This is a genomic window from Rathayibacter sp. PhB186 (assembly GCF_003751825.1).
In the GTDB taxonomy this organism is placed as follows: domain Bacteria; phylum Actinomycetota; class Actinomycetes; order Actinomycetales; family Microbacteriaceae; genus Rathayibacter; species Rathayibacter festucae.
Window position 1 is genome coordinate 1,509,149 of the sequence record NZ_RJKO01000001.1, and the last position, 24,377, is coordinate 1,533,525.

Below are 24,377 nucleotides of genomic sequence, written 5' to 3' on the forward strand. Positions count from 1 at the left end.
CCCGGCATTGATGCTCATCGACGTTGATGCCGTCTCGTTCCTCCTCTGACCCCGGGAGTGCTCATGCAGGCCTTCTACCTCTCCTTGCGGCGCATCGTCGCCTCGCTCCTGATCGCGATGATCCTGTTCGACGCGGCGTTCACCGCACTCCGTGCTCTCGACACGGCGGCGATCGTCGTGGCGGCGTACGCGATCGTCGCCGCCGCGCTGCTCGCCTCGGTCGCAGTGCGGCCGACGCAGCACCTCGGAGTCGATCTGTCGGCGTTCATCGTCGCAGCGCTCGCGATCAGCGTCTCCTGGGGAGCCGCCCCGGTCTCGCTCGGGGCCCTGACTCACCTGCCGGCGCTGGTCGCCGCCGTCGCCTTCGCCACGATGGCGCTGATGCTGCGCACCGATGCGGCGGCGGGGACGAAGAACCGTCGTTGACCCTGCTGCCGTGGGAGCGGAGTTGACTCCGACGCGTCGAATCAGGCGGGCGGCACCGAGCCGTTGCGGATGTGCTGGTAGACGACCGAGGTGCGGACGTCCGCGACCTCGCGACGCTCGGTGAGGCGGTCGATGACGAAGGCGTAGAGGTCGTCGTTGTCGCGGACGGCGACGTGGATGATGAAGTCCTCGTTGCCGGCGGTGACGAAGACGCCGAGGGTCTGCTCGAGGCCGCTCACCCAGTCGCGAAAGGACTCGATCACCTCGCGGGACGGCGGACGGATGCGGACGGCGATCAGCGCCTGGACGCCGCGGCCGATCGCGGCGAGGTCGACGTCGAGGGTCGTGCCGCGGATGACGCCGCGGGTGCGCAGGCGCCGCATGCGGTCGAGGGAGGTCGTGGGGGAGACGCCGACCGCGGTCGCGACTTCGCGATTGGACATCCGCGCATCCGACTGGAGGAGGCGGAGGATGGCGATGTCGAGCGCGTCGAGGACCACTCCGTCGCGGTTCTGCTGGTCGTTCATACGGACATCCTGCGGGACGCTCGTGCATCCGCCTATCGTGAGCGCGGCCGGTCGGGAGGACCGACCAGAGAGGGACGACGATGAGCACTGCACCGGTCGGCTACGCCGAGGACGAGATCGACACCGCGGCGCCCACCCGCTCCGCCCGTCTGAAGTGGGTGGTCGTGGTCGACGAGACGCTGCCGATCGGGCGGGCGGTGAACGCCGCCGTCTGCGTCGCGGCCGCGACCGGCGCTCAGGTGGCCGGGCTGCTCGGTCAGGCCGCGCAGGACGGCTCGGGCTCCGAGCACCCGGGGCTGCCGTGGGCGGGCTGCACCGTCCTCGCGGCCGATGCGGCGACCCTGCGGACGATCCGGGCGAAGGCCGAGGCGCACGAGGGGACGTTCGTCGCCGACATGCCCGCTGCCGCGCAGGACACCCGCGTGTACGACGAGTACCGGGAGGTGCTCGGGGCGACCGCGCCCGAGCTCGTCGAGTACCTGGCGGTCGGTCTGATCGGGCCGAGGAACCGCGTGGACAAGATCGTCGGACGTCTGCGGCTGCTCTGAACGGTCGGGGCAGGCGTCCTCCACAGGACGGGATGTCGAAGCTCGTCCACTGATCCGAAGGAGTCGCCGATCGCCGGAACCGGGTCGCCCTAGCGTCGTCGGATGCAGCAGACGAGCCAGGCCGACGACCCCGCGGGACTGCTGCGACGCGCGCGCCGGCCGCGCTCGCGCTGGCGGATCGGGGTCGGCACGGCGGTGGTCCTGGTGATCGCGGCGGCGGTCGTCGCGGTGCTCCTGGCGGGGACGCGCGCGAGCGGCCGGACGGAGGTGCTCGCGCCGACCGGTGGCGCCGGTGCTGCAGCGGGTCCGCCGGGAGCGCCTGCGTCCCCGGGCGGAAGCGGGTCGCCCGCTCCGAGCAGCAGTCCGGGCGAGGTGCTCTACGTGCACGTCGCCGGAGCGGTCGCCGCTCCCGGCCTCTACCTGCTCGATCCGTCCGCGAGGGTCGCCGACGCGCTCGCTGCGGCGGGGGGCTTCACGGAGCCGGCCGAGCTCGCCGGCGTCAACCTCGCCCGACGGCTCGTGGACGGCGAGCAGATCCTCGTTCCGGAGCGTGGGGCCGCCGCGGTGCCGGGCGGGACGGGGCCGGCCGCAGCGGGCGGAGCCGCGGCGGGCGGGACCTCGTCAGGTGGCGTCGTCAGCCTCAGCACGGCCACGGCCGCGCAGCTGGAGGAGCTGCCCGAGATCGGCCCTGCGACGGCGGCGAAGATCGTCGCCTACCGCGAGGAGCACGGGCCGTTCACCTCGGTGGACCAGCTGCTGGAGGTGCCGGGCGTCGGCGAGAAGACGCTCGAGGCGTTCCGGGAGCAAGTGGCGCCGTGATCCGAGCCCAGGACCTGCGGCTGCTGCCGCTCGCACTCTCGGCCTGGGCGGCGGCCGCGGCGACCGGGCTGCTGCCGGTCACGGCCGTTCTCGGGGGCGGGGTGCTGCTCTGCACGGTCGCGTGGTCCGTGTGCCTCGTCGCCGTCCTGGCTCTCGGACTGCTCCGTCGGCGGCGCGGTGCCGTCGTCCTGGCCGGGATCGCGGTGGCGCTCGGGGGAGCGGCGCTGGCCGTCACCTCCGTCGTCGTGACGACTCCCGATCGGCATCCTCCTGAGCTGCGGGCAGCCGCGGAGTCCCGAGCGGCTCAGGCCGTGCTCGTCCGGGTCGAGACGTCCGCGCGGTCGCTCGTCACCGGCGGGGTGTGGTTCGACGGCACCGCACTCCAGCTGGAGGATCAGCCGATGTCCGCGCCGGTGCGGGTGTTCCTGGCCGAGCCCGGAGGGCGGCTGCCGGTCGGCTCCGAGGTATTGCTGCGGGCCCGGGCCGAGGAGCCTGGCGTCGTCGGCGAGAGCACGCTCCTGACGGCGAGCGCCGTGCTCGAGCGGCGCCCGCCCGTGGGGGTGGCGGCGGTCGCGGAGGTGCTGCGCTCGGCCTTCCTCGCCAGGACCGCGGTGCTCGAGGGAGACGTGGCGGGCCTGCTGCCGGGCCTCGCGACCGGGGACACCTCCGCCCTCCCGTCCGATCTGGAGGACGACATGCGGACCGCCTCGCTCACCCACCTCACCGCGGTGTCCGGAGCGAACTGCGCGGTCGTGGTCGCGGCAGGCTGGCTCATCGCCGCGCTGCTCGGCGCGGGCCGTCGCCTGCGGACCGCGTCGGCTCTGGCACTCCTCGGCGCCTTCGTCGTGCTCGTCACTCCCGAGCCCAGCGTCGTCCGCGCGGCGGTGATGGCGAGCGTCGTGCTGCTCGCGCGACTGGGGCGGCGCTCGGGCGCGGCGGTCCCGGCGCTGCTGGCGAGTGTCGTCCTGCTGATGCTCATCGATCCCGCGATCGCGGGGCGGCTCGGCTTCGTGCTGTCCGTGCTGGCGACGGGCGGGCTGCTGCTCGCGGCGGAGCCGATCGCGGACCGGCTCGGCGACGTGCTGCCGCGTCCGCTCGCGCTGGTGGTCGCGGTCCCGCTGGCGGCCCAGCTGGCCTGCCAGCCCGCGGTCCTGCTGATCGACCCGTCGATCCCGGTCTACGGGGTGCTGGCGAATCTGCTCGCCGAGCCGGCGGCCCCGGTGGCCACCGGACTCGGACTGATCGGCTGCCTCTTGGCGCCGTGGTGGCCGGGCGGCGCCGACGTCGCGATCCGTCTCGCGGCCGTGCCTGCCTGGTGGATCGCCTCGATCGCGCGCGCCGTCGCCACCTGGCCGTCGCCGCGGATCGCCTGGCTGCCCGGGCTCGGCGGGATGCTGGCGCTCACGGTCCTGACCGTGCTCGCCCTGCTGCTCGTCACCCGTTCGCGTCGCCTCACGCGTGCGCGACAGGTCGCAGCGACCGTGCTCGTCGGGGCGCTGGTCGTCGGGGGAGCGTCGAGCGTGGCGACGCCGCTGCTGCGCTCCGGAGCCGTCCCCTCGGACTGGCGGGTGGCGATGTGCGACATCGGGCAGGGCGACGCGGTGCTGGTCCGCGGCGACGCCGGCGTGGTCCTCGTCGACACCGGGCCGCTGCCGGAGCGGCTCGACGCGTGCCTCGACCTGCTCGGCATCGACCGCCTCGCGCTGCTCCTGCTCACTCACTACGACCTCGACCACGTCGGCGGCCTGGCGGCCGTGGTCGGTCGCGTCGACGAGGCGCTCGTCGGCCCGGTGGCGGACGAGGGCGACACCCGCGATCGCGCCGACCTCGTGTCCGGCGGGGCAGCGGTGCGCGAGGCGGCGCGCGGCGACAGCGGCTCGGTCGGCTCGCTGCACTGGCGGGTCGTCTGGCCGGAGCGGGGGACCACCCTCCGCGGCAACGAGGCGAGCGTGACCCTCCGGATCGACATCGCGGCGGACGCCACCGGCGGTCCGCTCTCGCTGGCCATGCTCGGCGACCTCGGCGCGGAGGAGCAGGGCCGGCTCGCGCGCCTGGATCCGGGCCGCGTCGACGTCGTCAAGGTGGCGCACCACGGCTCGGCCGACCAGTCGCCGGCCCTCTACGACGCACTCGGCGCCCGCATCGGGCTCGTCTCGGTCGGCGCTGACAACACCTACGGCCACCCGACCCCGTCGCTGCTCACCCTGCTCGCCGAGCGCGGCACCCGCGCCCTGCGGACGGACCTGGAGGGCACGGTGCTGCTCTCCTCGCGACCGGAGGGGGTCGTCGTCTGGACGAGCGGAGCCGCCGCCCCGCTGGCTGCTTCGACCGAGCACGGCCGTGGAGTCGCGGCTGCGCTCGGCAGCGGGCGCCCGTCGCTGCGGAGGACGGTGCTGCCGGAACCCGATCTGCGGGCGTCTCACGACGGTGTGGGCATCCTGGCGCCGCGGGTCGGTCGCAGACGCCGACGGCTGCTTGGATACGGGATCGACGTGGCGTGACGAGGAGAAAGAGTCGGCGTGACTCGGAAGGAACGACCCGAACTCCGGAAGGACCAACCAGGTGTCTCGATCCCACTGGTCATGTTTGCCCACATGGCAGTCCTCCTGTTCCTGGCCGCGGTGCCGCACCAGCCGCCGTGGTGGATCGTCCTCTCCGCGGTCGCGCTGGTCGGAACGGGGATCGGCGCCTTCTCCGATTCCCGCAGGTACCGACGGAAGTACCTGGAGAGGCAGCGACGGCGCGGTCCGTCCTGACGGCGCGACCTCTCCTCGCTTCTCCAGCGCGTGTCTCCGGACTCGTAGAATCGAGGGTCACGGAAGGACGACGGCATGGCAGGCAGAGCCCCGGCGCGCGGCAAGGCGGCCCCCTCGAAGGCGGCGATCCCGCAGCTCGCGTGGAACCAGACGCGACCGGCTCCGATCGTGCTGATCACCGGTCCCGAGCAGTTCCTCGCCGACAGGGCCCTGCGCTTCCTCCGCGAGTTCCTGCGCGCCGAGGACCCGAGTCTCGAGGTCAACGACATCGACGCCGGCGGCTACGCGCCGGGAGAGCTGCTGACGCTGGCGAGCCCGTCGCTGTTCGACGAGCCGCGACTCCTGCGCGTCTCGAACGTCGAGAAGTGCTCCGACGCGTTCCTCGTCGAGATGATCGAGTACCTCGCCCAGCCCGCGGACGGCGCGACGGTCGTGCTGCGGCACGGCGGCGGCAACCGCGGCAAGAAGCTCCTCGACGCGATCCGCTCGGGCACCGGCGGCGGCATCGAGATCGTCTGCGCCGAGCTCAAGCGGGAGAGCGACAAGGTCGACTTCGCGATCGCGGAGTTCCGCACCGCGGGGCGCACCGCGACCACCGGTGCGGTGCGGGCGCTGGTGTCGGCGTTCTCCGACGACCTGGACGAGCTCGCCTCAGCCTGCCAGCAGCTCGTCTCCGACGTGACCGGTGACATCACCGAGGCGACGGTCGCGAAGTACTACGGCGGTCGCGTCGAGACCACCGCGTTCACGGTCGCCGATGCCGCGATCGCCGGCCGGCACGGGGAGGCGCTTCTGGGGCTCCGGCACGCGCTGGCGTCGGGTGCGGATCCGGTGCCGATCGTCGCGGCGTTCGCGAGCAAGCTGCGCACGATGGCGAAGGTCGCCGGGTCCCGCGAGGGGTCCGGTCAGATCGCCTCGCGGCTGGGACTCGCGCCGTGGCAGGTGGACCGCGCCCGCCGCGATCTGGCCGGCTGGACCGGCGACGGCCTGGGAACGGCGATCCTGACCGTCGCGGAGGCCGACGCGAACGTGAAGGGCGCGACGCGGGACCCGGTCTTCGCGCTCGAGCGCATGGTGTCCGTCATCTCGGCGCGCGGGGTCTGACGCTCAGCACTTCTCCGGCCGGTGGCGGTGAGTCTCGATACGCCCCTGCGGGGCTACTCGACCAGCATGCACGTGCCGGGCCCGCCAGGCCGAGCTCCTCGGGGAGCGTGCGGGTGTGGAGTGTTACCCCGGGCAGAGCTCCTCGACCAGCATGCACGTGCCCGACCCGCCACCCGGGGGCTCCTCCGACCAGCCCGCATGTGCCGGGCCCGCCGTGCAGAATCATGCTGATCGAGCAGCCCGCGGAGCGGGCGTATCGAGATCCGACCCGTCAGCACCCGGGTCTCAGGGCACGTAGGTCTGCCGGTTCTCCGGGTCGAAGTGGAAGACGGCTCCGCCGAAGAGCAGCTGCGCGCCGCCGAGCCCGATGACCGACGCGACGATCACCGCAGTGCCGGCGAAGACGAGCGCCGAGCCCGGGTAGGCCCTGTGCGCGAGGACGAGGAGCACGATCAGCCCGACGACGTGCGCGACGGCGACCGGTACTCCTCCGACGGACTCCCCGAAGCCCGCCATCGTCGTCCCCGCGGCGAGGGCCTTGCCCTGCTCCGACTGCGCCTCGGCCATCGCGAAGCCGAACCAGCACCAGGAGAAGAGCGCGACGGGGACGCCGAGGCAGGCCACGGTCCAGAAGCCGATCCGCGCCCGGTGTCCGGAGGTCCGCTGCCGGACGGGAGAGGTCGTGGCGTCGAGCGGTGCGGTCACCGTCAGCCCGCTTCGATCAGCCGGGTGAGGCGATCCGCCGCGGAGGAGATCGTCGAGACGGCGCTGAGCGTGAAGACGCAGGCGACGCCCCAGAACCAGGTGCGGCCGGGAGCGTGCGCGCGGCGGCGGTCGAAGGCGAGCCACCAGGCCGCGACGACGGAGACGAGCGCGGCGATCACCGAGCCGAGGGCCATCCTGACCCAGTCCGCGGCTTCCGGCTCCGTCCAGGAGTTCGTGCCGACCACGATCGCGGTCGGCACGACGATCATGCCGAGCAGTCCGAGGAGGATCGCCCTGTCCTGGCTCAGCGGTTTCGCCGTCTCCGTGCTGGTCATGATCCCCCGATCGTGCGCGGGCAGCTCCCTGCGGGAGTCGTCCGTCACGGCGACGCTACCGGACGTCCTTGCGGTGGTGGGTCTCGATGCGCCCCTGCGGGGCTACTCGACCAGCATGTGGTCGCCCGCGGGGCCACTCGACCAGCATGTGGTCGCCTGTGGGGCGACTCGACCAGCATGAGGTCGTGCGGGCTCGTGCTGCGCGGTGTCCTGGCGAGCCGACGCCGGTGGTGCTGGAGCCGCGGCCCCGCAGGCGAACAGGCGATTCGCGTGCCAGCGAATCGTCGTAGCCGGATCGCGACCCGCTCCTCCCAGCGCGACACCTCGGGAAGCCGACCGCGCGACGGACGACGAGGAACGAGGAGTCCGTCGACGGCGAGCGGAAACGAGGAAGGGCCCGGCCAGAGGCCGGACCCTTCGTCGTTGCAGCGAGACGCAGCCTTACAGCGCGGCGACCTGCTTCGCGATGGCCGACTTGCGGTTCGCGGCCTGGTTCTTGTGGATGACGCCCTTGCTCGAGGCCTTGTCGAGCTTCTTGGCGGCGAAGGCGAGCGCGGTGGCGGCCTTCTCGGTGTCGCCGGCGGCGATGGCGGAGTGCACCGCGCGGACGGCGGTCTTCAGCTCGCTCTTGACGGCCTTGTTGCGCTCGTTCGCCTTCTTGTTGGTGAGGTTGCGCTTGATCTGCGACTTGATGTTTGCCACGTCTATTACCTTCTTCTCGGATGTGTGTGCAGCCGGCTACTCGACGGAGTGCCCCTTCCGGTGGCGTGGAAACGCCATCCCGGTGCGACTGGAGGTCGCCGGCTTCTGAATCACTCCACACACGCCAATGGTGGAGCGCAAGCCAACAAGGAACTTTAGCGCACCCGCCGCCACCCTTCAACCGCGCCGCGCCCGCCGCCCACGCCCCCTCCCGCGAGATGCCACTTGTGCACGCGACACGCCGCGCGAGGCGTACGCAAGTGGCATCTCGCGGGAGGAGCCCGCCAGTAGCCTGACCAGCGATGCCCCGACTCGCCGATCACATCCCCGCCGTTCCGCCCTCGGGCATCCGCCGGCTGTTCGAGATCGCCCTCCGCCTGGACGGCGTGACGCTGCTCGCCGTGGGGGAGCCCGACGTCGCCGTCGCACCGCACATCATCGAGGCGGCCCGCGCCGCCTGGGCCGCGGACGACACCGGCTACGGCCCGAACGGCGGCCTGATGGAGCTGCGGCGCGCGATCGTCGCCAAGCTCGCCCGCGACAACGGGTTCAGCGCCGACGTCGAGCAGGTCTGGGTCACGGTCGGCGCCACGCAGGCGCTCTACCAGGCGATGACGCTGACGCTCGGCCCGGGCGACGAGGTGCTCCTGCCAGACCCCGGCTACACCACCTTCACGATGAACGCGCGGATGATCGGCGCGGTCCCGGTGCCGTACACGCTGCGTGCCGAGAACGGCTTCCTCCCCGACCTCGACGAGCTCGAGCGGATCGTCACCGACCGCACCCGCGCGATCATCGTGAACAGCCCGTCGAACCCGCTCGGCATCGTCCTGCCGCGGCCGATGCTCGAGCGGCTGCTGGACTTCGCGCGGCGCCACGACCTCTGGATCATCAGCGACGAGGTCTACGAGTGCTTCACCTACGGTCGCCCGCACGTGAGCCTCGCCGCGCTCGCGCAGGAGGCCGGCCACGACGACGACCGCGTCTTCAGCGTCTTCTCGCTCTCGAAGACCTACGCGATGACGGGCGTCCGCGTCGGCTACCTGGTCACCCCGCCCGGCCTGACCTCGACGATGGTCACCGTCCAGGAGGCGTCGATCAGCTGCGTCGCAACGCCCGACCAGCGTGCGGCCCTCGCGGCGCTGACCGGGCCGCAGGACGCGGTCGCCGACGCCTCCGCGCACTACCTCGCCAACCTGCGGCTCGCGACGGCGCTGCTCGACGAGCGCGGCATCCGCTTCCGCGAGCCGGAGGGCGCCTTCTACCTCTGGATCGACGTGTCGCATGCGAGCGACGGCGACGTCGCCTCCTGGGCCGAGGCCTTCCTGCTCGAGACCCTCGTCGCCGTCGCGCCGGGCAGTGCCTTCGGGCGCACTGGTGAGGGCTGGATCCGCGTCTGCCTCGCGGCCGACCCCGCCGACCTCGAGCACGGGCTGCGCGCCCTGCCGGCCCCGATCGCGGCGGCGAGCGCATGAGCGCCGACGACGTCCTGGTCCGCCGGGTGCGCCCGGAGGAGTACGCCGAGGTCTCCCGCCTGCGCCTGGCCGCCTACGCGCACGACTACGAGCTGGGGGAGGAGTACGCGGCGGACGTCGCCGACGTCGCCCGGCACGACCGCGAGGGCGAGGTCTGGGTCGCGGAGGAGCACGGCGCGATCCTCGCGACCGTCACCACCGCGGCTCCCGGCGCCACCCTGTACTCCCTCGGCCGCCCGGGCGAGCTCGACTGGCGGCTGCTCGCGGTCGCTCCGGAGGCGCGCGGTCGCGGGCTGGGCCGCCTGCTCACCGAGTTCGTGGTGATGCTCGCCGTCGAGCGGGGACTCCAGCGCGTGGTCATGAACAGCGGCACCGACATGCTCGCCGCGCACGCCCTCTACGAGAGCATGGGCTTCGTGCGGCTCCCCGAGCGCGAGAACCCGCCCGGGATCGAGCCCACGCGCACCTACGGACTCGACCTCTAGCGAGGACCGCCCGCAGAGCATCAGCGGAGAAGGGCGTTCATCGCCGATCGGCGACGAGTCCCCTCCACAGCTGATGTTCTGCACCGCATCCGGCCGGTCCCGGCCCCTCGCCCGCCGCCGCACCCCGGCCGTGGGACACTGGACGCACGATGTCTCCACGTGCACACCTCGGGCTCGAGCCCGCCGCGACCGATCCGGCGTCCATCCGCAACTTCTGCATCATCGCCCACATCGATCACGGCAAGTCCACGCTCGCCGATCGCATGCTCGGCATCACGGGCGTGGTCGAGGACCGCGCGATGCGCGCGCAGTACCTCGATCGGATGGACATCGAGCGCGAGCGCGGCATCACGATCAAGTCGCAGGCCGTGCGCATGCCGTGGGAGCGCGACGGACAGACGTTTGCGCTGAACATGATCGACACCCCCGGTCACGTCGACTTCTCCTACGAGGTCAGCCGCTCGCTCGCCGCCTGCGAGGGCGCGATCCTCCTCGTCGACGCCGCGCAGGGCATCGAGGCGCAGACCCTCGCGAACCTCTACCTCGCGCTCGAGAACGACCTGGCGATCATCCCGGTCCTCAACAAGATCGATCTCCCCGCGGCCGACCCGGAGAAGTACGCGGCCGAGCTCGCGAGCCTCATCGGCGGCGACCCGGCCGACGTCCTCCGCGTCTCCGGCAAGACCGGCGTCGGCGTCGAGGCGCTGCTCGACCGCGTCACCGAGCTGGTGCCCGCGCCGGTCGGCGACAAGAACGCTCCCGCTCGCGCGATGATCTTCGACTCCGTCTACGACTCCTACCGCGGCGTCGTCACCTACGTCCGGATGATCGACGGCCAGCTCTCGCCGCGCGAGAAGATCCAGATGATGTCGACGCGCGCGACGCACGAGATCCTCGAGATCGGCGTCTCCAGCCCCGAGCCCGTCTCCACCAAGGGCCTCGGCGTCGGCGAGGTCGGCTACCTGATCACCGGCGTGAAGGACGTCCGCCAGTCGAAGGTCGGCGACACCGTCACCACCGCCTCCAAGCCCGCCACGGAGGCGCTGCCCGGCTACACCGAGCCGCTGCCGATGGTGTTCTCGGGTCTCTACCCGATCGACGGCAGCGACTACCCGGACCTCCGCGAGGCGCTGGACAAGCTCAAGCTCTCCGACGCGGCACTCGTCTACGAGCCCGAGACCTCGGTCGCGCTCGGCTTCGGCTTCCGCTGCGGCTTCCTGGGGCTCCTGCACCTCGAGATCGTCACCGAGCGGCTGGACCGCGAGTTCGGCCTCGACCTGATCACCACGGCGCCGTCGGTGATCTACGAGGTGACCACCGACGACAAGAGCACCGTCACGGTCACCAACCCGAGCGAATTCCCGGTCGGCAAGATCGCCAGCGTCACCGAGCCGATCGTCCGGGCCGCGATCCTCGCGCCGAAGGACTACGTCGGCACGATCATGGAGCTCTGCCAGAGCCGTCGCGGCACGCTGATCGGGATGGAGTACCTCGGCGAGGACCGCGTCGAGATCCGCTACCACATGCCCCTCGGCGAGATCGTCTTCGACTTCTTCGACAACCTCAAGTCGAAGACGGCCGGCTACGCCTCGCTCGACTACGAGCCCGCCGGCGACCAGGAGGCAGATCTGGTGAAGGTCGACATCCTGCTGCAGGGCGAGCAGGTCGACGCGTTCAGCGCCATCGTGCACCGCGACAAGGCCTACGCCTACGGCGTCCTAATGACGGGGCGGCTGCGCAAGCTGATCCCGCGCCAGCAGTTCGAGGTGCCCATCCAGGCCGCGATCGGCGCCCGCATCATCGCGCGCGAGTCGATCAGCGCGATGCGGAAGGACGTCCTCGCCAAGTGCTATGGCGGTGACATCACCCGCAAGCGCAAACTGCTCGAGAAGCAGAAGGAGGGCAAGAAGCGCATGAAGATGGTCGGCCGCGTCGAGGTCCCGCAGGAGGCGTTCATCGCCGCCCTGAGTGGTGACGTCGAGACGAAGGACAAGAAGTGAGCGTCCGGCGCTCGAGCTTCGAGGGGCAGCCGCAGGTCACCTACGCGGCGGTCGGCGGCACGCTCGCGCCGGACCTGCTCGAGTACCCGCCGGACGGCTTCACCGCCGAGCGGTTCGAGGCACGCCTGGGCTCGGGCGCCGAGCGCTTCGCGATCACGACCGCGTCGCTGATGACGTGGGGCGTGCAGCGCGGCAGCGGCATCGCCGTCACGGACATCACCGCCGGCAGCGGCGTGCAGTACACCGGCGTGAACTTCGACTCCGCAGGCACCCCGATCGACCTCGCCAGCCGCCCGACCGAGGAGCAGTTCTCGGCGGACGGCACGCCCTACATCACCGCCGGCGTGACGGCCGTGCTCAGGATCACGCTGCTCGGCCGGACGGTGAACGCCCCCGTGCGCGTCGTCTACGTCGTGGACGAGCCCGACCAGGTCGGCTTCGCCTACGGCACCCTCGAGGGCCACCCGGAGAGCGGCGAGGAGTCCTTCGTGGTCGAGAAGCGCGCGGACGACTCGGTCTGGCTCGTCATCCGCGTCTTCTCGCGGCCCTCCACCGCCCTCTACCGCCTCGGCACCCCCGTCCTCCGGGTCGTGCAGAAGCGGCAGGTCAAGAAGTACCTGCGCGCGCTGCTGCCGGCGCGCGTCAGCTGACGTGGGCAGCGCCCTCCCGCTCGCCGACCCGGCACCGCTCGACGGACTCCTGCCGGCCTCCGTCGCCGACGGCGTGGAGACCCGCGACCTCGGGCTGTACGTGCACGTCCCGTTCTGCCGGGTGCGCTGCGGCTACTGCGACTTCAACACCTACACCGCGACCGAGCTGCGCGGCGCGAAGCAGCAGGACTACGCCGACGAGGCGATCGTCGAGATGGAGCTCGGCGAAGGCGTGCTGGCGGCCGCGGGTCTGCCGCGGCGGCCCGCGGCGACCGTGTTCTTCGGTGGCGGGACTCCGACGCTGCTGCCGGCCCGCGATCTGGTGCGCATGCTCGACGGGCTCCGGCGTCACTTCGGCGTCGCCGACGGTGCGGAGATCACGACGGAGGCCAACCCCGACTCGGTCGACGCCGCCTACCTCCGCGAGCTGGCCGACGCCGGCTTCACGCGAGTCAGCTTCGGGATGCAGTCGGCCGTGCCGCACGTGCTCGCGACGCTCGAGCGCACCCACGATCCGGAGCGCGTGCCGCTCGTCGTCGAGTGGGCGCGCGAGGCGGGGCTGCAGGTCAGCCTCGACCTGATCTACGGGACGCCGGGGGAGTCGCTGGCCGACTGGGAGCGCTCGCTCGACTCGGCGCTGGCCAATCGGCCCGATCACCTCTCGGCGTACGCGCTGATCGTCGAGGACGGCACGAAGCTCGCGCGGCAGATCCGCCGGGGCGAGGTGGCGACTCCGGACGACGACCTGACCGCGGACATGTACGAGCTGGCCGACGCGCGGCTCGCCGCGGCCGGCTACTCCTGGTACGAGGTCAGCAACTGGGCGCGTGACGACGCGCATCGGTCGCGGCACAATCTGTCCTACTGGCTGGGGCACGACTGGTGGGGCGTCGGGCCCGGCGCGCACAGCCACGTCGGCGGGGTGCGCTGGTGGAACGTGAAGCACCCGGCGGCCTACGCCGAGCGGCTGCACTCCGGCTCGTCGCCCGCCGCCGGCCGGGAGACGCTGGACGCCGCGACGCGCCGGGTGGAGGACGTGCTGCTGCGCTCGCGCCTGGCGGACGGGCTGCCGATCGACGCTGTCGACCCGGAACGGCGCCGCGAGGTCGCGGGGCTGATCGCCGACGGCCTCGTCGACGGCCGGGCCGCCCTCCGCGGGCGCCTCGTGCTGACCCTGCACGGCCGGCTGCTGGCCGACGCGGTCGTCCGCCGCCTCACGGACGGCTGAGTCGCCCCGCTCCCTGCTGATCGAGCAGCCCGCGGAGCGGGCGTATCGAGATCCGCCGTTGGATGGACGTGGGTCTCGATACGCCGCCTGCACTCGACCAGCATGGGCGCGGCCGCCCGCGGCGTCCTACTTGAAGAAGGGGATGCTCAGCGGGTACGTGTAGTACTCGCCGGCGCTGGCGCGCACCGAGGCGATGATCGCGAAGACGATTACGAGGATCGGCACCACGATGAAGACGATGAAGCCGACGAGCACGAAGCTCAGGATCGTCCCCGCGACGTACGCGATCAGGGTCGTGAGGTGGAAGTTCAGTGCCGTCTTCGCGTGCGCCTCGAGGAAGGGCCCGCGGCCCTTGAAGACGAGGTAGACGATCAGCGACGGGATGAAGCTGAAGAAGATGCCCGTGATGTGGGTGACGATCGCCCAGGTCTTCTCGTCGGCCGGGTTCAGCGGCGGGGCGGGCGTCGAGTAGGCGGGCGGCGGGGGCGGGGTGGCCGACATGGTGATCTCCGTCTCAGGAATCGGCGCGCCGGGCGACCCCGGGCGCTCGGCGTCCATCGTGGCAGAGACGCAGCCGCACCGGGAGGCGATCCGGGGCAAGCCCCGCCCTCCTTCCTCCTGCGCGGTTATGATTGGCACTCAATCTCGCGGAGTGCCAAGCTCCGCGCGGCGCTACGGCGCCGAGGTGGTCGTGCCGCGAGGCACCCGGAGTCCGGCGGGAGGTCGGTCGTATGGTGACGGAGCGCGGTCTCCAGGTCCTGCGCGTGATCGTGCAGGACTACGTCGCGAACCGCGAGCCGGTCGGCTCCAAGTCGATCGTCGAGCGCCACGCGTTCGGCGTCTCCGCCGCGACCATCCGCAACGAGATGGCGCAGCTCGAGGAGGAGGAGCTGATCGCGGCCCCGCACACCTCCTCCGGCCGCGTCCCCACCGACAAGGGCTACCGCCTCTTCGTCGACCAGCTGACCGACCTGCGCCCGCTGACCGCGGCGCAGCGGCAGGCGATCGAGACCTTCCTCGGCCAGAGCCCCGACCTCGACGAGGTGCTCGTCCGCACGGTCCGCCTGCTCTCGCAGCTCACCAACAGCGTCGCGCTCGTGCAGTACCCGTCCTTCGGGGCCGCGCGCATCCGTCACGTCGAGCTGGTCGCCCTCGCCCCGCGGCGGCTGCTCTCGGTGCTGATCACCGACACCGGCCGCGTCGACCAGCGCGTGCTCGAGACGCCCGAGGACGTCGACGAGCTGCTGCTCGGCGAGATCCGGGCGAAGCTCAACACCGCCGTCCTCGGCCTGGGGCTCGCCGCTGCGGCGGAGACGCTGCAGAGCGCGACCGAGCAGTTCAGCCCGGAGCGCCGCGCCGTCGTCGACCCGGTCGTGCAGACCCTGCTCGAGCAGGTCGGCGCGAACCGGCAGGACCGCCTGGTGATGGCGGGCGCCGCGAACCTGGTGCGCACCGAGGAGGACTTCTCCGGCAGCATCTACCCCGTTCTCGAGGCGATCGAGGAGCAGGTCGAGCTGCTGCGCCTCTTCGCCGAGATGACGCCGGACCCGCGCGGCATCTCGGTCCGCATCGGCCGCGAGAACGCGCCGTTCGGCCTCCAGGAGACCTCCGTCCTCACCAGCGGCTACAACACGGCCGGCGGCCAGGTCTCGCGCCTGGGGGTCCTCGGACCGATCAGGATGGACTACTCCGGCAACATCGCGGCGGTCCGCGCCGTCGCCCGCTACCTCTCCCGCCTCCTCGGCGAGGAATGACCCGCTTCCAGACCCTCGCCGGAACCCCGGCTCCCGACAGGTCCGCCGCGCCCGGCGCACCGACCACGAACGAAGGACGAAGCCCCCTGTGGCCGATCACTACGAAGTCCTCGGCGTCGACCGAGACGCCTCCGCCGACGAGATCAAGAAGGCGTACCGCCGGCTCGCGCGCGAGCTGCACCCCGACGTCAACCCGAGCGCGGACGCGTCCGAGCGGTTCAAGCTCGTCACGCACGCCTACGACGTCCTGAGCGACGCCCAGCAGCGCCAGCAGTACGACCGCGGCCCGCAGGACGGCTTCCCCGGCGGTGGCGGGCAGGGCTTCGGCGGCTTCGGCGACATCTTCGAGACGTTCTTCGGCCAGGGCGCGCAGGGCTCCTCGCGCGGCCCGCGATCGCGCCGGGAGCGGGGCCAGGACGCGCTGCTGCGCGTCGAGGTCTCGCTCGACGAGGTCATCTTCGGCACCCACCGCGACCTCGAGGTCGACACGGCCGTGCTCTGCGAGACCTGCCAGGGCTCGTGCTGCCAGCCGGGCACCTCGCCGGTCACCTGCGACATCTGCCACGGCTCGGGCCAGATCCAGCGCACCGTCCGCTCGCTGCTCGGCAACGTGATGACGGCCAGCCCCTGCGGCACCTGCCGCGGCTACGGCACCGTCATCGCCACTCCGTGCTCCACCTGCCAGGGTCAGGGCCGCGTCCGCGCGCGCCGGACCATCCCCGTCGACGTCCCCGCGGGTGTCGACACGGGCCTGCGCCTGCAGATGCCCGGCAGCGGCGAGGTCGGCCCGGCCGGCGGCCCGAGCGGCGACCTCTACCTCGAGATCAAGGTCAAGCACCACGACATCTTCAGCCGCAACGGCGACGACCTGCTCTGCACCCTCGAGGTGCAGATGACGGACGCGATCCTCGGCTCGACGACGACCCTCGCGGCGCTCGACGGCGACATCGAGATCGAGGTCAAGCCGGGCACGCAGAGCACCGAGATCGTCACGATCAAGGGCCGCGGCGTCACCAAGCTGCGCGGCAACGGCCGCGGCGACCTCCGCGTCGGCATCCAGGTCGTCACCCCCACCAAGCTGGGGCACCGCGAGCGCGAGTTGGTGCAGGAGTTCGCCAAGCACTACAAGCCGCAGAAGCCGGCCCTCACGCACTTCCAGCAGGGGCTGTTCTCCAAGCTCCGCGACCGCTTCCTGGGCTGACCGGCGTAGGCGTGGCGCACCACTACATCGACGAGTCGCTCGACTCCGGGGACTTCGTCGCCGGCGGCCGACTGGAGCTCTCCGGCGCGGAGGCGCGCCACCTCGCGACCGTGAGCCGGATCCGCGCGGGCGAGAGCGTCCGCATCGGCGACGGCCGAGGCCGGGTCGCCGTGGCCGTCGTCGAGAGCGCGGAGGCGTCGCGTGTCGTCCTCGCGGTCGAGTCGGTCGAGGAGGTGCCCGCGCCGAGCCCGCGCCTCGTGCTCGTGCAGGCACTCGCGAAGGGCGACCGCGACGAGCTGGCGATCCAGGCGGCGACCGAGCTCGGCGTGGACGAGGTCATGCCGTGGCAGGCCGCCCGCAGCGTCTCGCGCTGGTCGGGCGTCAAGGAGGAGAAGGGCCGCGAGCGCTGGCGCAGCATCGTCCGCGAGGCGAGCAAGCAGTCGCTCCGCGCCCGGGTGCCGGAGGTGTCGGCGGTCGTCGGCCTCCGCGCGCTCGTGGAGCGGGCCGCGACGGCGCGTGTGCTCGTGCTCGAGCCCTCGGCCGAGGACCGGCTCACCGCGATCGAGCCGGACGGGCGCGACCTCGTGCTCGTCGTCGGACCCGAGGGCGGCATCGCGGCGGAGGAGCTGCGCGCCCTCGCCGACGCGGGTGCCGAGGCCGTCGCGCTCGGCGACTCCGTCCTGCGCACCTCCACCGCCGGCCCGGCCGCGATCGCCGTGCTCTCGGCCCGTCTCGGCCGCTGGTGATCCCCGCCGATCCGCGCGCCCTGGGCGAACGCGCCCCCGTCGTCGCCCTCGCCCCGTTTAAGATGGATGCATGACCGAGCCCACTGTCTTCACGCGCATCGTCCGCGGCGAGATCCCCGCCGACGTGGTGTTCGAGAACGAGCGGATCCTCGCGATCCGGGACATCGCGCCGAAGGCGCCCGTCCACCTGCTGATCTTCCCGAAGACCCCCGAGTACGCGAACGTCGCCGAGCTCGCCGCGGGCGATCCGGAGCTCCTCGCCGAGATGGCCGTCGTCGCGCAGACCCTGGCCGACGCGCACAGCAACGGCCAGTTCCGCCTCGTCTTCAACTCCGGCGAAGAGGCCGGTCAGACCGTGTTCCACGTCCACGCCCACGTCCTGGGCGGCCACCTGACGGAAGGCTCCCTTGCCACCGGTTGATCACGCGGGCGATCGCTCCGCGGACCAGAACCCCACTCGAACCGGCTCGACGGGGCCGTCGGTCCCGCAGAGCGACGCGGACCGGACCACCGGCGGGACCCATCGCGTCATCGCCGTCGACGGAATCGCCATGGTGCGCCTCCTCGGACCCCAGGACCGCCTCATCCGGGCGGTCGAATCGCGATTCCCCGACGTCCGGGTGCACGTGCGCGGCAACGAGGTGACCCTCGACGGCGAGGGCGCCCCCGTCGCCGCGGCGGCGCGCCTGGTGGAAGAACTGGTGCTCATGACGGCAGGCGGCCACGACCTCGACCCGGAAGGCGTGCGCGAGTCCGCGCGCATCCTCGAGAACGGCGGGCCGGTGCGTCCGGCGGACGCGTTCGGCCAGGCCATCCTCACGGCGCGCGGGAAGAGCATCCGCCCGAAGACCCTGGGGCAGCGCGAGTACGTCGACGCCGTCGATCAGAACACGATCGTCTTCGGCATCGGCCCGGCCGGCACCGGCAAGACCTACCTCGCGATGGCCAAGGCGGTGCAGTCCCTGCAGCGCAAGGAGGTCGAGCGGATCATCCTCACGCGCCCCGCGGTCGAGGCGGGGGAGCGGCTGGGCTACCTGCCCGGCTCGCTCACCGACAAGATCGACCCGTACCTGCGCCCGCTCTACGACGCGCTGAACGAGATGATGGACCCGGAGATCGTGCCGAAGCTGCTCGCGGCGGGCACGATCGAGGTCGCTCCGCTGGCCTACATGCGCGGCCGCACGCTGAACTCCTCGTTCGTCGTGCTCGACGAGGCGCAGAACACGACGCCGGAGCAGATGAAGATGTTCCTCACCCGCCTCGGCTTCGGCTCGAAGATGGTGATCACGGGCGACATCACCCAGGTCGACCTCCCCGCCGGATCGAGCGGTCTCCGCCTGGTGACCCGGGTGCTCGACGACATCGACGACATCCACTTCGCCCGGCTGACCAGCGAGGACGTGGTCCGCCACAGCCTCGTCGGCCGGATCGTCGACGCGTACACCGAGTACGACCAGCAGAAGCAGGCGCAGAGCTTCGAGCGCGAGCAGGCCCGCGAGTTCGCGGCCCGCGCCGAGCGCCGGGCGGCCACCCGCTCGACCGGCGACGCTCAGCCCAAGCGCCCGCGCGCCTGAGCGCCGTACCACCGCCTCCCGCCCCGCCGAGCCCCTCCCGATCGAAGGAACACCGCACCCCGTGAGCATCGAGATCAACAACGAGTCGAGCATCCCCGTGGACGAGGCGACTCTGCTGCGCCTCGCGGGCTACGCGCTCGACTCGATGCACGTGCACCCCGACGCCGAGCTCGCGATCGTGCTGGTCGACGAGGGCGCGATGGAGCAGCTGCACGTGCAGTGGATGGACGAGCCCGGCCCGACCGACGTGCTGAGCTTCCCGATGGACGAGCTGCGCCCCGGCACCGAGGACGAGCCGACCCCGGCCGGCCTGCTCGGCGACATCGTGCTCTGCCCGCAGGTGGCGCAGAGCCAGGCCGAGGCCGCCGGCCACTCCGTGCTCGACGAGCTGCTGCTGCTCACGGCCCACGGGCTGCTGCACCTGCTCGGCTTCGACCACGCGGAGCCCGAGGAGGAGCGCGAGATGTTCGGCATCCAGCGCGACATCCTCGTCGGGTTCCACATCAGCGAGCGACGCCGCTAGGCCCGGCGTGCTCACCGTCCAGCTCCTCATCGCGGCCCTCGGCCTCGTCGCCCTCGGCGGCTGGCTCGCCGCCACCGACGCCGCGCTCGGCGTGCTCTCCCGCAGCGACGTCCTCGAGATGGCGAACCACTCGCGCAGCTCGCGCGCCCTGCGGGCCATCGCCGGCGACATGAGCGCGCACGTCAACGTCGTCAACTTCACCCGGATCGCGGCCGAGACGACCGCCGCGGTCTTCGTCACCACCGTGCTCGTCGTCGTGGTCGACGCGCTCTGGCTGGCGCTCCTGCTCGCGATCCTGATCATGGCGGCCGTCTCGTTCGTGCTCGTCGGCTCCAGCCCGCGCAGCGTCGGGCGCGCCCACGCCCGCGCCGTTCTCGGCTCCAGCGCCTCGCTCGTGCACGTGCTGCGGGTCGCGCTCGGCCCGGTCGCGCACGGTCTCGTCGCGCTGGGCAACCGGGTCACCCCGGGCACCGGCCGCTCGGCCGGCTTCTCCTCCGAGGAGCAGCTGCTCAGCATGGTCGACGAGGCGACCGAGCAGTCGGTCCTCGAGCAGGACGACCGCGAGCTCATCCACTCCATCTTCGAGTTCAACGACACGCTGGTGCGCGAGGTGATGGTGCCGCGGACCGACATGGTGACGATCGAGGCCGGCGCCTCGGTCGGCGCCGGCATGGGCCTGCTGCTCAGTCGCGGCATCTCCCGGCTGCCCGTCATCGGCGACGGCGTCGACGACGTGCTCGGCGTGCTCTACCTCCGCGACGTCGCCCGGCACACCTACGAGCGCCCGGACGACGACGACTCGGCGGCCGACCTCGCCCGCCCCGCGCTGTTCGTGCCGGAGTCGAAGAAGGCCGACGAGCTGCTGCGCCAGATGCAGCTCGAGTCCAACCACCTCGCCATGGTGGTGGACGAGTACGGCGGCATCGCCGGGCTGGTCACGCTCGAGGACCTGATCGAGGAGCTCGTCGGCGACATCTCGGACGAGTACGACCGGGAGGTCGACCTCTTCGAGGAGACCGAGCCGGGCGTCTACCGCGTCTCGGCGCGGCTGCCCGTCGACGAGCTGGGCGAGCTGTTCGACCTCGAACTCGAGGACGACGACGTCGACTCGGTCGGCGGACTGCTCACCAAGGCCTACGGCCGCCTGCCCGAGCGGGGCGCGACCGCCCGGATCGACGGGGTGATCCTCGAGGCCGAGCAGGCGGATCCCCGTCGCGGCACCATCTCGACCGTCATCGTGCGGCGCGATCCCGACTACGATCCCTCAGGCGAGACCGGCACCGGACCGGTCGCGATCGTCGCCGAGACAGACCACCAGGACGAGGACGCACGATGACCGACCCCAGCACTCCCACGACCCCCTACCGGGCGGGCTTCGTGTCGTTCGTGGGCCGCCCGAACGTCGGCAAGTCCACGCTCACCAACGCGCTGGTCGGCGAGAAGATCGCCATCACGAGCTCGAAGCCGCAGACCACCCGCCGCGCCATCCGCGGCATCGTGCACCGGCCCGACGGCCAGCTCATCGTGGTGGACACCCCGGGCATCCACCGCCCGCGCACCCTGCTCGGCGAGCGGCTGAACTCCCTCGTCACCTCGACCCTCGGCGACGTCGACGTGATCGGGATGCTCTTCCCGGCGGACGAGCCGATCGGCCCCGGCGACCGCTTCATCAACGAGCAGCTCGAGGCCTTCCCGCGCGCCCGCAAGGTCGCCATCGTGTCCAAGGTCGACCTCTCCTCGAAGAAGTCCGTCGCCAAGCAGCTGCTCGCCGTCTCCGAGCTGCGCGAGTGGGACACCATCGTGCCGATCTCGGCGGTGACCGAGGAGCAGCTCGACGTGCTCGCGGTCGAGCTGCTGCGCCTCATGCCGGTCTCGCCCGCGCTCTACCCCGAGGAGGCCGTGACCGACGAGGACACCGGCTCGCGCATCGCGGAGTTCATCCGCGAGGCCGCGCTCGAGGGCGTCTCGGACGAGCTGCCGCACTCGCTCGCCGTGACGCTCGACGACATGGTCGAGCGCGAGGACGGCTCCTTCATCGACATCTACGCGAACGTCTTCGTGGAGCGCGACAGCCAGAAGGGCATCATCATCGGCAAGGGCGGCCAGCGCCTGCGCGAGGTGGGCGCGGTGTCGCGCGAGCAGATCGAGCGGCTGCTCGGCCGGCGCGTGTTCCTCTCCATCCGGGTGAAGGTCGCCAAGGAGTGGCAGCGCGACCCGAAGCTGCTCGGCCGCCTCGGCTTCTGAGCCGGTGAGCGCGGCGCCGGATCGGGAGGGGGACGGCAGTCACTCTCCCGGACGACGCCCCGCGGCGACGTCGCCGCGTAGCGTGGGGCTCATGCGTGCGCTCCTGGATCGTCCGGCGACGCTCCCGATCGCGGGAGCCCTGCTCGGGGTCCTCCACCTCGGACTGAGCGCGGCCGGCCTGATCGCGCCGGAGCACCTCAGCGGCGGGCTGCTGATCGCGCTCGGCCTCGGCCTCGCGGCCTTCCTGCCGGCCCTCGCACCGTCCCTGGTCGCCGTCGGGGCGGTCACCGGCGGCGGGATCCCGCTCCTCGGCGTGCCGGTGGACGGTGTCCTCGTGGGCCTGCTCGTCCTCTGGTCCACGGCGCGCCGGCTCGGGCCCTGGACGCGGACGCTGACCCTCGTCGGCGCCCTCCTGCTCGCGGGCGTCGCCGGGCTGGTCGCCGCACTGAGCGGGACCGAGCAGCTGCTGCCGCAGGAGGCGAGCGCAGACCAGGTCCTGCTCTTCCGCGCCGTCGCCGCGCTGGTCGTCGCCGCCCTTCTCGCCGGCCTGGAGGTCCTCGTCTGGCGCGCCGGGGTGCGGCGGCCGGTCGGTCCCGACGACAGGATCGATGTGCTCGTGGTGCGCGTCGCCGGTCCGCAGGACGGCTTCGCCGTCGGAGCGGCCGGCTGGCAGGCGCTCCTCCTGCTGCTGATCTCGACCGTGCCGTTCGCGGCGCCCGACGGCTCGCTCCAGCCGGTCGTCGGCGGAGTGCTGGCGGTCGCGCTGGTCCTGCACCGCCGGGCGCCGGCACTCTCCCTCACGATCGCCTGGGGCGGGGCGCTCCTGCAGATGGGTCTGCAGCTGGCACCGGGACCGGCCGACCTCGCGATCCTCGCGGTGCTCTTCGGCACCGGTGCGTCCGAGCGGCGCCGGGTGCGCGCTGCCGGAGCCGTCTCGGCGGTGCTCGGCGCGGTCGTGGCGGTCGTCTACCTGATCATCGTCTTCCGGCTCGTCCAGTCCATCCCCTCGCCGATCCTGACCGGGGGAGCGGTGTTCGGCGGGATCCTCGCCACGCTCGGCCTCTCCTGGACGGTCGGCCTGCTCTCCCGCTCGGTGCGGCGAGCGCGCGAGGGGCAGACCCTCCGCGCCGAGGCCGAACGCGAGCGCGCGGCGGCGCAGCGCGAGCTGGACACGGTCGAGGAGCGCAACCGCATCGCCCGCGACATGCACGACGTCGTGGCGCACTCGCTCGCCGTCGTGATCGCGCAGGCGGACGGCGCCCGCTACCTCGGTGCGTCCAGCCCGGCGCTGACGGACGCCGCCCTGCTCACCATCTCCTCGGTCGCCCGCGACGCGCTCGGCGACGTCCGCGTCCTCCTCGCTCAGCTCCGGCACAGCCAGAGCGACGGACCGCAGCCGGAGGCGCGCGATCTGCCGGCGCTGCTCGAGAGCGTCTCCGGAGCCGGGACGCAGCTGCGGTCCGAGCTCGAGGTCGACCTCGAGACCGTGCCGCGCGGCATCGGCCTCGCGCTCTACCGCATCGTGCAGGAGGCGACGACGAACGCGCTCCGGCACGGCCGGCCCGGCTCCCCGCTCGACGTCGCGCTGCGCCGCGAGTCCGGCGAGATCGTCCTCACCGTCCGCAACGCGCGCTGCGCCGACGCCGAGGCCGCCGCTCGCGTGCCCGGGGAGGGGCACGGCCTCGTCGGGATGCGCGAGCGCGCCGCACTCGTCGGCGGCGTCCTCCGCGCCGGCCCCGAGGGCGACGACTTCGTGGTCGACGCGCGCCTGCCCGCCCCCACTTCCACCGCCCTGCCCGTCGCCTCTGGAGGCCACCCCGCATGACCGACACCATCCGCCTCGTCCTCGTCGACGACCAGGCGCTCTTCCGCGCCGGAATCCGCATGCTGCTCAGCTCCCAGCCGGACCTCGAGGTGGTCGGCGAGGCGTCCGACGGCGCGGAGGGCGCGGAGGTCGTGGGCCGGCTGGCCCCGGACGTGGTGCTGATGGACATCCGGATGCCGGGGGTCGACGGCATCGAGTCGACGCGCCGGATCCTCGCCGACGCCGCGGAGAAGGGCGTGGAGCCGCCGCGCATCCTGGTGCTCACCACGTTCGACCTGGACGAGGCGGCCGCCCGCGCGATCCGGGCCGGGGCGAGCGGCTTCCTGCTGAAGGACACCGAGCCGGGCTTCCTGCTCGCCTCCGTCCGCACCGTGCACGCCGGCACCGCGGTCGTCGCCGCCTCCGCGACGCGGGAGCTCTTCGAGCACTTCGGCGCGCCGGGGAGCGGCCGCGAGACTCCCGCCGCGTTCGGCACGCTGACCGACCGGGAGCGCGAGATCTTCCACCTCGCCGCGCGCGGCCTCAGCAACACCGAGATCGCCCGGGCGGAGTTCCTCAGCGAGGCGACGGTCAAGACGCACATCAGCCGCACGCTCGGCAAGCTCGGGCTGCGCGACCGGGTGCAGCTCGTCGTCTACGCCTACGAGAACGGTCTCGTCGCCTGAGGACGACGTCCGCGCCGCAGTGGGGCCTCGTGGGTGCCGACCCGCGGGCGCAGTGCTACCGTGGTCGCGTGCGCATCGGTCTGCT

General features: G+C 72.4%; 26 protein-coding genes. 21 read left to right on the forward strand and 5 right to left on the reverse strand.

Annotated features, from left to right (window positions below):
* The first annotated feature begins 63 nt into the window (after nt 1–63).
* Nucleotides 64–426 (forward strand): hypothetical protein, encoded by a 363-nt coding sequence (locus EDF45_RS07035; protein WP_123735440.1) that lies wholly within the window; start codon nt 64–66, stop codon nt 424–426.
* A gap of 41 nt (nt 427–467) precedes the next feature.
* On the opposite strand, the gene EDF45_RS07040 is transcribed toward EDF45_RS07035, so the two are convergent.
* Nucleotides 468–953 carry an Lrp/AsnC family transcriptional regulator gene (locus tag EDF45_RS07040; protein WP_123735441.1) on the reverse strand — a complete coding sequence of 162 codons (486 nt, stop codon included), beginning with the start codon at nt 951–953 and terminating at the stop codon, nt 468–470.
* Between the two features lie 80 nt (nt 954–1,033).
* On the opposite strand from EDF45_RS07040, the gene EDF45_RS07045 reads away from it, so the two are divergent.
* From EDF45_RS07045 to holA, 5 genes are all read left to right on the forward strand, one after another.
* A complete protein-coding gene (locus tag EDF45_RS07045; protein ID WP_123735442.1) occupies nt 1,034–1,501 on the forward strand; it encodes a DUF2000 domain-containing protein in 468 nt (155 codons plus the stop codon).
* 102 nt (nt 1,502–1,603) lie between these two features.
* Complete coding sequence (locus tag EDF45_RS07050; RefSeq protein WP_123735443.1) at nt 1,604–2,320, forward strand: ComEA family DNA-binding protein; 717 nt, start codon at nt 1,604–1,606, stop codon at nt 2,318–2,320.
* A complete protein-coding gene (locus EDF45_RS07055; RefSeq protein ID WP_123735444.1) occupies nt 2,317–4,821 on the forward strand; it encodes a ComEC/Rec2 family competence protein in 2,505 nt (834 codons plus the stop codon). Before EDF45_RS07050 ends, EDF45_RS07055 begins: the two co-directional genes overlap by 4 nt.
* A gap of 93 nt (nt 4,822–4,914) precedes the next feature.
* Nucleotides 4,915–5,076 (forward strand): hypothetical protein, encoded by a 162-nt coding sequence (locus EDF45_RS21190; protein WP_185020108.1) that lies wholly within the window; start codon nt 4,915–4,917, stop codon nt 5,074–5,076.
* A gap of 75 nt (nt 5,077–5,151) precedes the next feature.
* Nucleotides 5,152–6,180 (forward strand): DNA polymerase III subunit delta, encoded by a 1,029-nt coding sequence (gene holA / locus EDF45_RS07060; protein ID WP_123735445.1) that lies wholly within the window; start codon nt 5,152–5,154, stop codon nt 6,178–6,180.
* Between the two features lie 285 nt (nt 6,181–6,465).
* Here holA and EDF45_RS07065 read toward each other — a convergent pair whose 3' ends face one another.
* From EDF45_RS07065 to rpsT, 3 genes are all read right to left on the reverse strand, one after another.
* Nucleotides 6,466–6,885 carry a hypothetical protein gene (locus tag EDF45_RS07065; protein ID WP_123735446.1) on the reverse strand — a complete coding sequence of 140 codons (420 nt, stop codon included), beginning with the start codon at nt 6,883–6,885 and terminating at the stop codon, nt 6,466–6,468.
* Nucleotides 6,886–6,887: 2 nt separating this feature from the next.
* Nucleotides 6,888–7,220 carry a hypothetical protein gene (locus tag EDF45_RS07070; protein ID WP_148060238.1) on the reverse strand — a complete coding sequence of 111 codons (333 nt, stop codon included), beginning with the start codon at nt 7,218–7,220 and terminating at the stop codon, nt 6,888–6,890.
* Between the two features lie 441 nt (nt 7,221–7,661).
* Complete coding sequence (gene rpsT, locus EDF45_RS07075) at nt 7,662–7,922, reverse strand: 30S ribosomal protein S20 (protein WP_123445612.1); 261 nt, start codon at nt 7,920–7,922, stop codon at nt 7,662–7,664.
* A gap of 302 nt (nt 7,923–8,224) precedes the next feature.
* Between rpsT and EDF45_RS07080 the strand changes: the two genes are divergently transcribed.
* The 5 genes from EDF45_RS07080 (at nt 8,225) to hemW (ending at nt 13,760) form a co-directional block, all read left to right on the forward strand.
* A complete protein-coding gene (locus EDF45_RS07080; protein WP_123735448.1) occupies nt 8,225–9,397 on the forward strand; it encodes a pyridoxal phosphate-dependent aminotransferase in 1,173 nt (390 codons plus the stop codon).
* On the forward strand, nt 9,394–9,882 hold the full coding sequence (locus EDF45_RS07085; protein WP_123732102.1) for a GNAT family N-acetyltransferase: 489 nt from the start codon (nt 9,394–9,396) through the stop codon (nt 9,880–9,882). Before EDF45_RS07080 ends, EDF45_RS07085 begins: the two co-directional genes overlap by 4 nt.
* Nucleotides 9,883–10,031: 149 nt before the next feature.
* Entirely contained in the window at nt 10,032–11,882 is a 1,851-nt protein-coding gene (gene lepA / locus EDF45_RS07090) for a translation elongation factor 4 (protein WP_123445615.1), read from the forward strand.
* The gene (locus EDF45_RS07095; protein ID WP_123735449.1) at nt 11,879–12,532 is read left to right on the forward strand and encodes a DUF1990 family protein; all 654 of its coding nucleotides are present in this window, start codon (nt 11,879–11,881) and stop codon (nt 12,530–12,532) included. The genes lepA and EDF45_RS07095 overlap by 4 nt, the downstream gene beginning before the upstream one ends.
* Before the next feature lies 1 nt (nt 12,533).
* Nucleotides 12,534–13,760: a radical SAM family heme chaperone HemW gene (gene hemW / locus EDF45_RS07100; protein WP_123735450.1), complete on the forward strand. Its 1,227-nt coding sequence runs from the start codon at nt 12,534–12,536 to the stop codon at nt 13,758–13,760.
* Between the two features lie 126 nt (nt 13,761–13,886).
* On the opposite strand, the gene EDF45_RS07105 is transcribed toward hemW, so the two are convergent.
* Complete coding sequence (locus EDF45_RS07105; RefSeq protein ID WP_123704749.1) at nt 13,887–14,261, reverse strand: DUF4870 domain-containing protein; 375 nt, start codon at nt 14,259–14,261, stop codon at nt 13,887–13,889.
* A gap of 230 nt (nt 14,262–14,491) precedes the next feature.
* Here EDF45_RS07105 and hrcA point away from each other — a divergent pair, with 230 nt between their 5' ends.
* The 10 genes from hrcA (at nt 14,492) to EDF45_RS07155 (ending at nt 24,292) form a co-directional block, all read left to right on the forward strand.
* Nucleotides 14,492–15,514 (forward strand): heat-inducible transcriptional repressor HrcA, encoded by a 1,023-nt coding sequence (hrcA, locus tag EDF45_RS07110; RefSeq protein ID WP_123445618.1) that lies wholly within the window; start codon nt 14,492–14,494, stop codon nt 15,512–15,514.
* An 88-nt stretch (nt 15,515–15,602) separates the two neighbouring features.
* Nucleotides 15,603–16,715 (forward strand): molecular chaperone DnaJ, encoded by a 1,113-nt coding sequence (gene dnaJ, locus EDF45_RS07115; RefSeq protein WP_123445619.1) that lies wholly within the window; start codon nt 15,603–15,605, stop codon nt 16,713–16,715.
* Between the two features lie 11 nt (nt 16,716–16,726).
* Nucleotides 16,727–17,461 carry a 16S rRNA (uracil(1498)-N(3))-methyltransferase gene (locus tag EDF45_RS07120; protein WP_123735451.1) on the forward strand — a complete coding sequence of 245 codons (735 nt, stop codon included), beginning with the start codon at nt 16,727–16,729 and terminating at the stop codon, nt 17,459–17,461.
* A gap of 70 nt (nt 17,462–17,531) precedes the next feature.
* Complete coding sequence (locus tag EDF45_RS07125; RefSeq protein ID WP_123735452.1) at nt 17,532–17,882, forward strand: histidine triad nucleotide-binding protein; 351 nt, start codon at nt 17,532–17,534, stop codon at nt 17,880–17,882.
* Between the two features lie 130 nt (nt 17,883–18,012).
* The gene (locus EDF45_RS07130) at nt 18,013–19,035 is read left to right on the forward strand and encodes a PhoH family protein (RefSeq protein ID WP_123445998.1); all 1,023 of its coding nucleotides are present in this window, start codon (nt 18,013–18,015) and stop codon (nt 19,033–19,035) included.
* A gap of 61 nt (nt 19,036–19,096) precedes the next feature.
* On the forward strand, nt 19,097–19,558 hold the full coding sequence (gene ybeY, locus EDF45_RS07135; RefSeq protein WP_123445622.1) for an rRNA maturation RNase YbeY: 462 nt from the start codon (nt 19,097–19,099) through the stop codon (nt 19,556–19,558).
* Between the two features lie 7 nt (nt 19,559–19,565).
* Nucleotides 19,566–20,894 (forward strand): hemolysin family protein, encoded by a 1,329-nt coding sequence (locus EDF45_RS07140; protein WP_123445623.1) that lies wholly within the window; start codon nt 19,566–19,568, stop codon nt 20,892–20,894.
* Complete coding sequence (gene era / locus EDF45_RS07145; protein WP_123732108.1) at nt 20,891–21,802, forward strand: GTPase Era; 912 nt, start codon at nt 20,891–20,893, stop codon at nt 21,800–21,802. Before EDF45_RS07140 ends, era begins: the two co-directional genes overlap by 4 nt.
* Before the next feature lie 91 nt (nt 21,803–21,893).
* On the forward strand, nt 21,894–23,627 hold the full coding sequence (locus EDF45_RS07150; protein ID WP_123735453.1) for a histidine kinase: 1,734 nt from the start codon (nt 21,894–21,896) through the stop codon (nt 23,625–23,627).
* The gene (locus EDF45_RS07155) at nt 23,624–24,292 is read left to right on the forward strand and encodes a response regulator transcription factor (protein WP_123735454.1); all 669 of its coding nucleotides are present in this window, start codon (nt 23,624–23,626) and stop codon (nt 24,290–24,292) included. Before EDF45_RS07150 ends, EDF45_RS07155 begins: the two co-directional genes overlap by 4 nt.
* The last annotated feature ends 85 nt before the right edge of the window (nt 24,293–24,377 follow it).

Excerpts from the sequence above, each read along its gene's own strand:
- EDF45_RS07035 (WP_123735440.1), top strand. The coding sequence starts at position 64 with ATGCAGGCCTTCTACCTCTCCTTGCGGCGCATCGTCGCCTCGCTCCTG.
- EDF45_RS07040 (WP_123735441.1), bottom strand. The coding sequence starts at position 953 with ATGAACGACCAGCAGAACCGCGACGGAGTGGTCCTCGACGCGCTCGAC.
- EDF45_RS07045 (WP_123735442.1), top strand. The coding sequence starts at position 1,034 with ATGAGCACTGCACCGGTCGGCTACGCCGAGGACGAGATCGACACCGCG.
- EDF45_RS07050 (WP_123735443.1), top strand. The coding sequence starts at position 1,604 with ATGCAGCAGACGAGCCAGGCCGACGACCCCGCGGGACTGCTGCGACGC.
- EDF45_RS21190 (WP_185020108.1), top strand. The coding sequence starts at position 4,915 with ATGGCAGTCCTCCTGTTCCTGGCCGCGGTGCCGCACCAGCCGCCGTGG.
- holA (WP_123735445.1), top strand. The coding sequence starts at position 5,152 with ATGGCAGGCAGAGCCCCGGCGCGCGGCAAGGCGGCCCCCTCGAAGGCG.
- EDF45_RS07070 (WP_148060238.1), bottom strand. The coding sequence starts at position 7,220 with ATGACCAGCACGGAGACGGCGAAACCGCTGAGCCAGGACAGGGCGATC.
- EDF45_RS07080 (WP_123735448.1), top strand. The coding sequence starts at position 8,225 with ATGCCCCGACTCGCCGATCACATCCCCGCCGTTCCGCCCTCGGGCATC.
- EDF45_RS07085 (WP_123732102.1), top strand. The coding sequence starts at position 9,394 with ATGAGCGCCGACGACGTCCTGGTCCGCCGGGTGCGCCCGGAGGAGTAC.
- lepA (WP_123445615.1), top strand. The coding sequence starts at position 10,032 with ATGTCTCCACGTGCACACCTCGGGCTCGAGCCCGCCGCGACCGATCCG.
- EDF45_RS07105 (WP_123704749.1), bottom strand. The coding sequence starts at position 14,261 with ATGTCGGCCACCCCGCCCCCGCCGCCCGCCTACTCGACGCCCGCCCCG.
- hrcA (WP_123445618.1), top strand. The coding sequence starts at position 14,492 with ATGGTGACGGAGCGCGGTCTCCAGGTCCTGCGCGTGATCGTGCAGGAC.
- EDF45_RS07125 (WP_123735452.1), top strand. The coding sequence starts at position 17,532 with ATGACCGAGCCCACTGTCTTCACGCGCATCGTCCGCGGCGAGATCCCC.
- EDF45_RS07130 (WP_123445998.1), top strand. The coding sequence starts at position 18,013 with ATGGTGCGCCTCCTCGGACCCCAGGACCGCCTCATCCGGGCGGTCGAA.
- era (WP_123732108.1), top strand. The coding sequence starts at position 20,891 with ATGACCGACCCCAGCACTCCCACGACCCCCTACCGGGCGGGCTTCGTG.
- EDF45_RS07150 (WP_123735453.1), top strand. The coding sequence starts at position 21,894 with ATGCGTGCGCTCCTGGATCGTCCGGCGACGCTCCCGATCGCGGGAGCC.
- EDF45_RS07155 (WP_123735454.1), top strand. The coding sequence starts at position 23,624 with ATGACCGACACCATCCGCCTCGTCCTCGTCGACGACCAGGCGCTCTTC.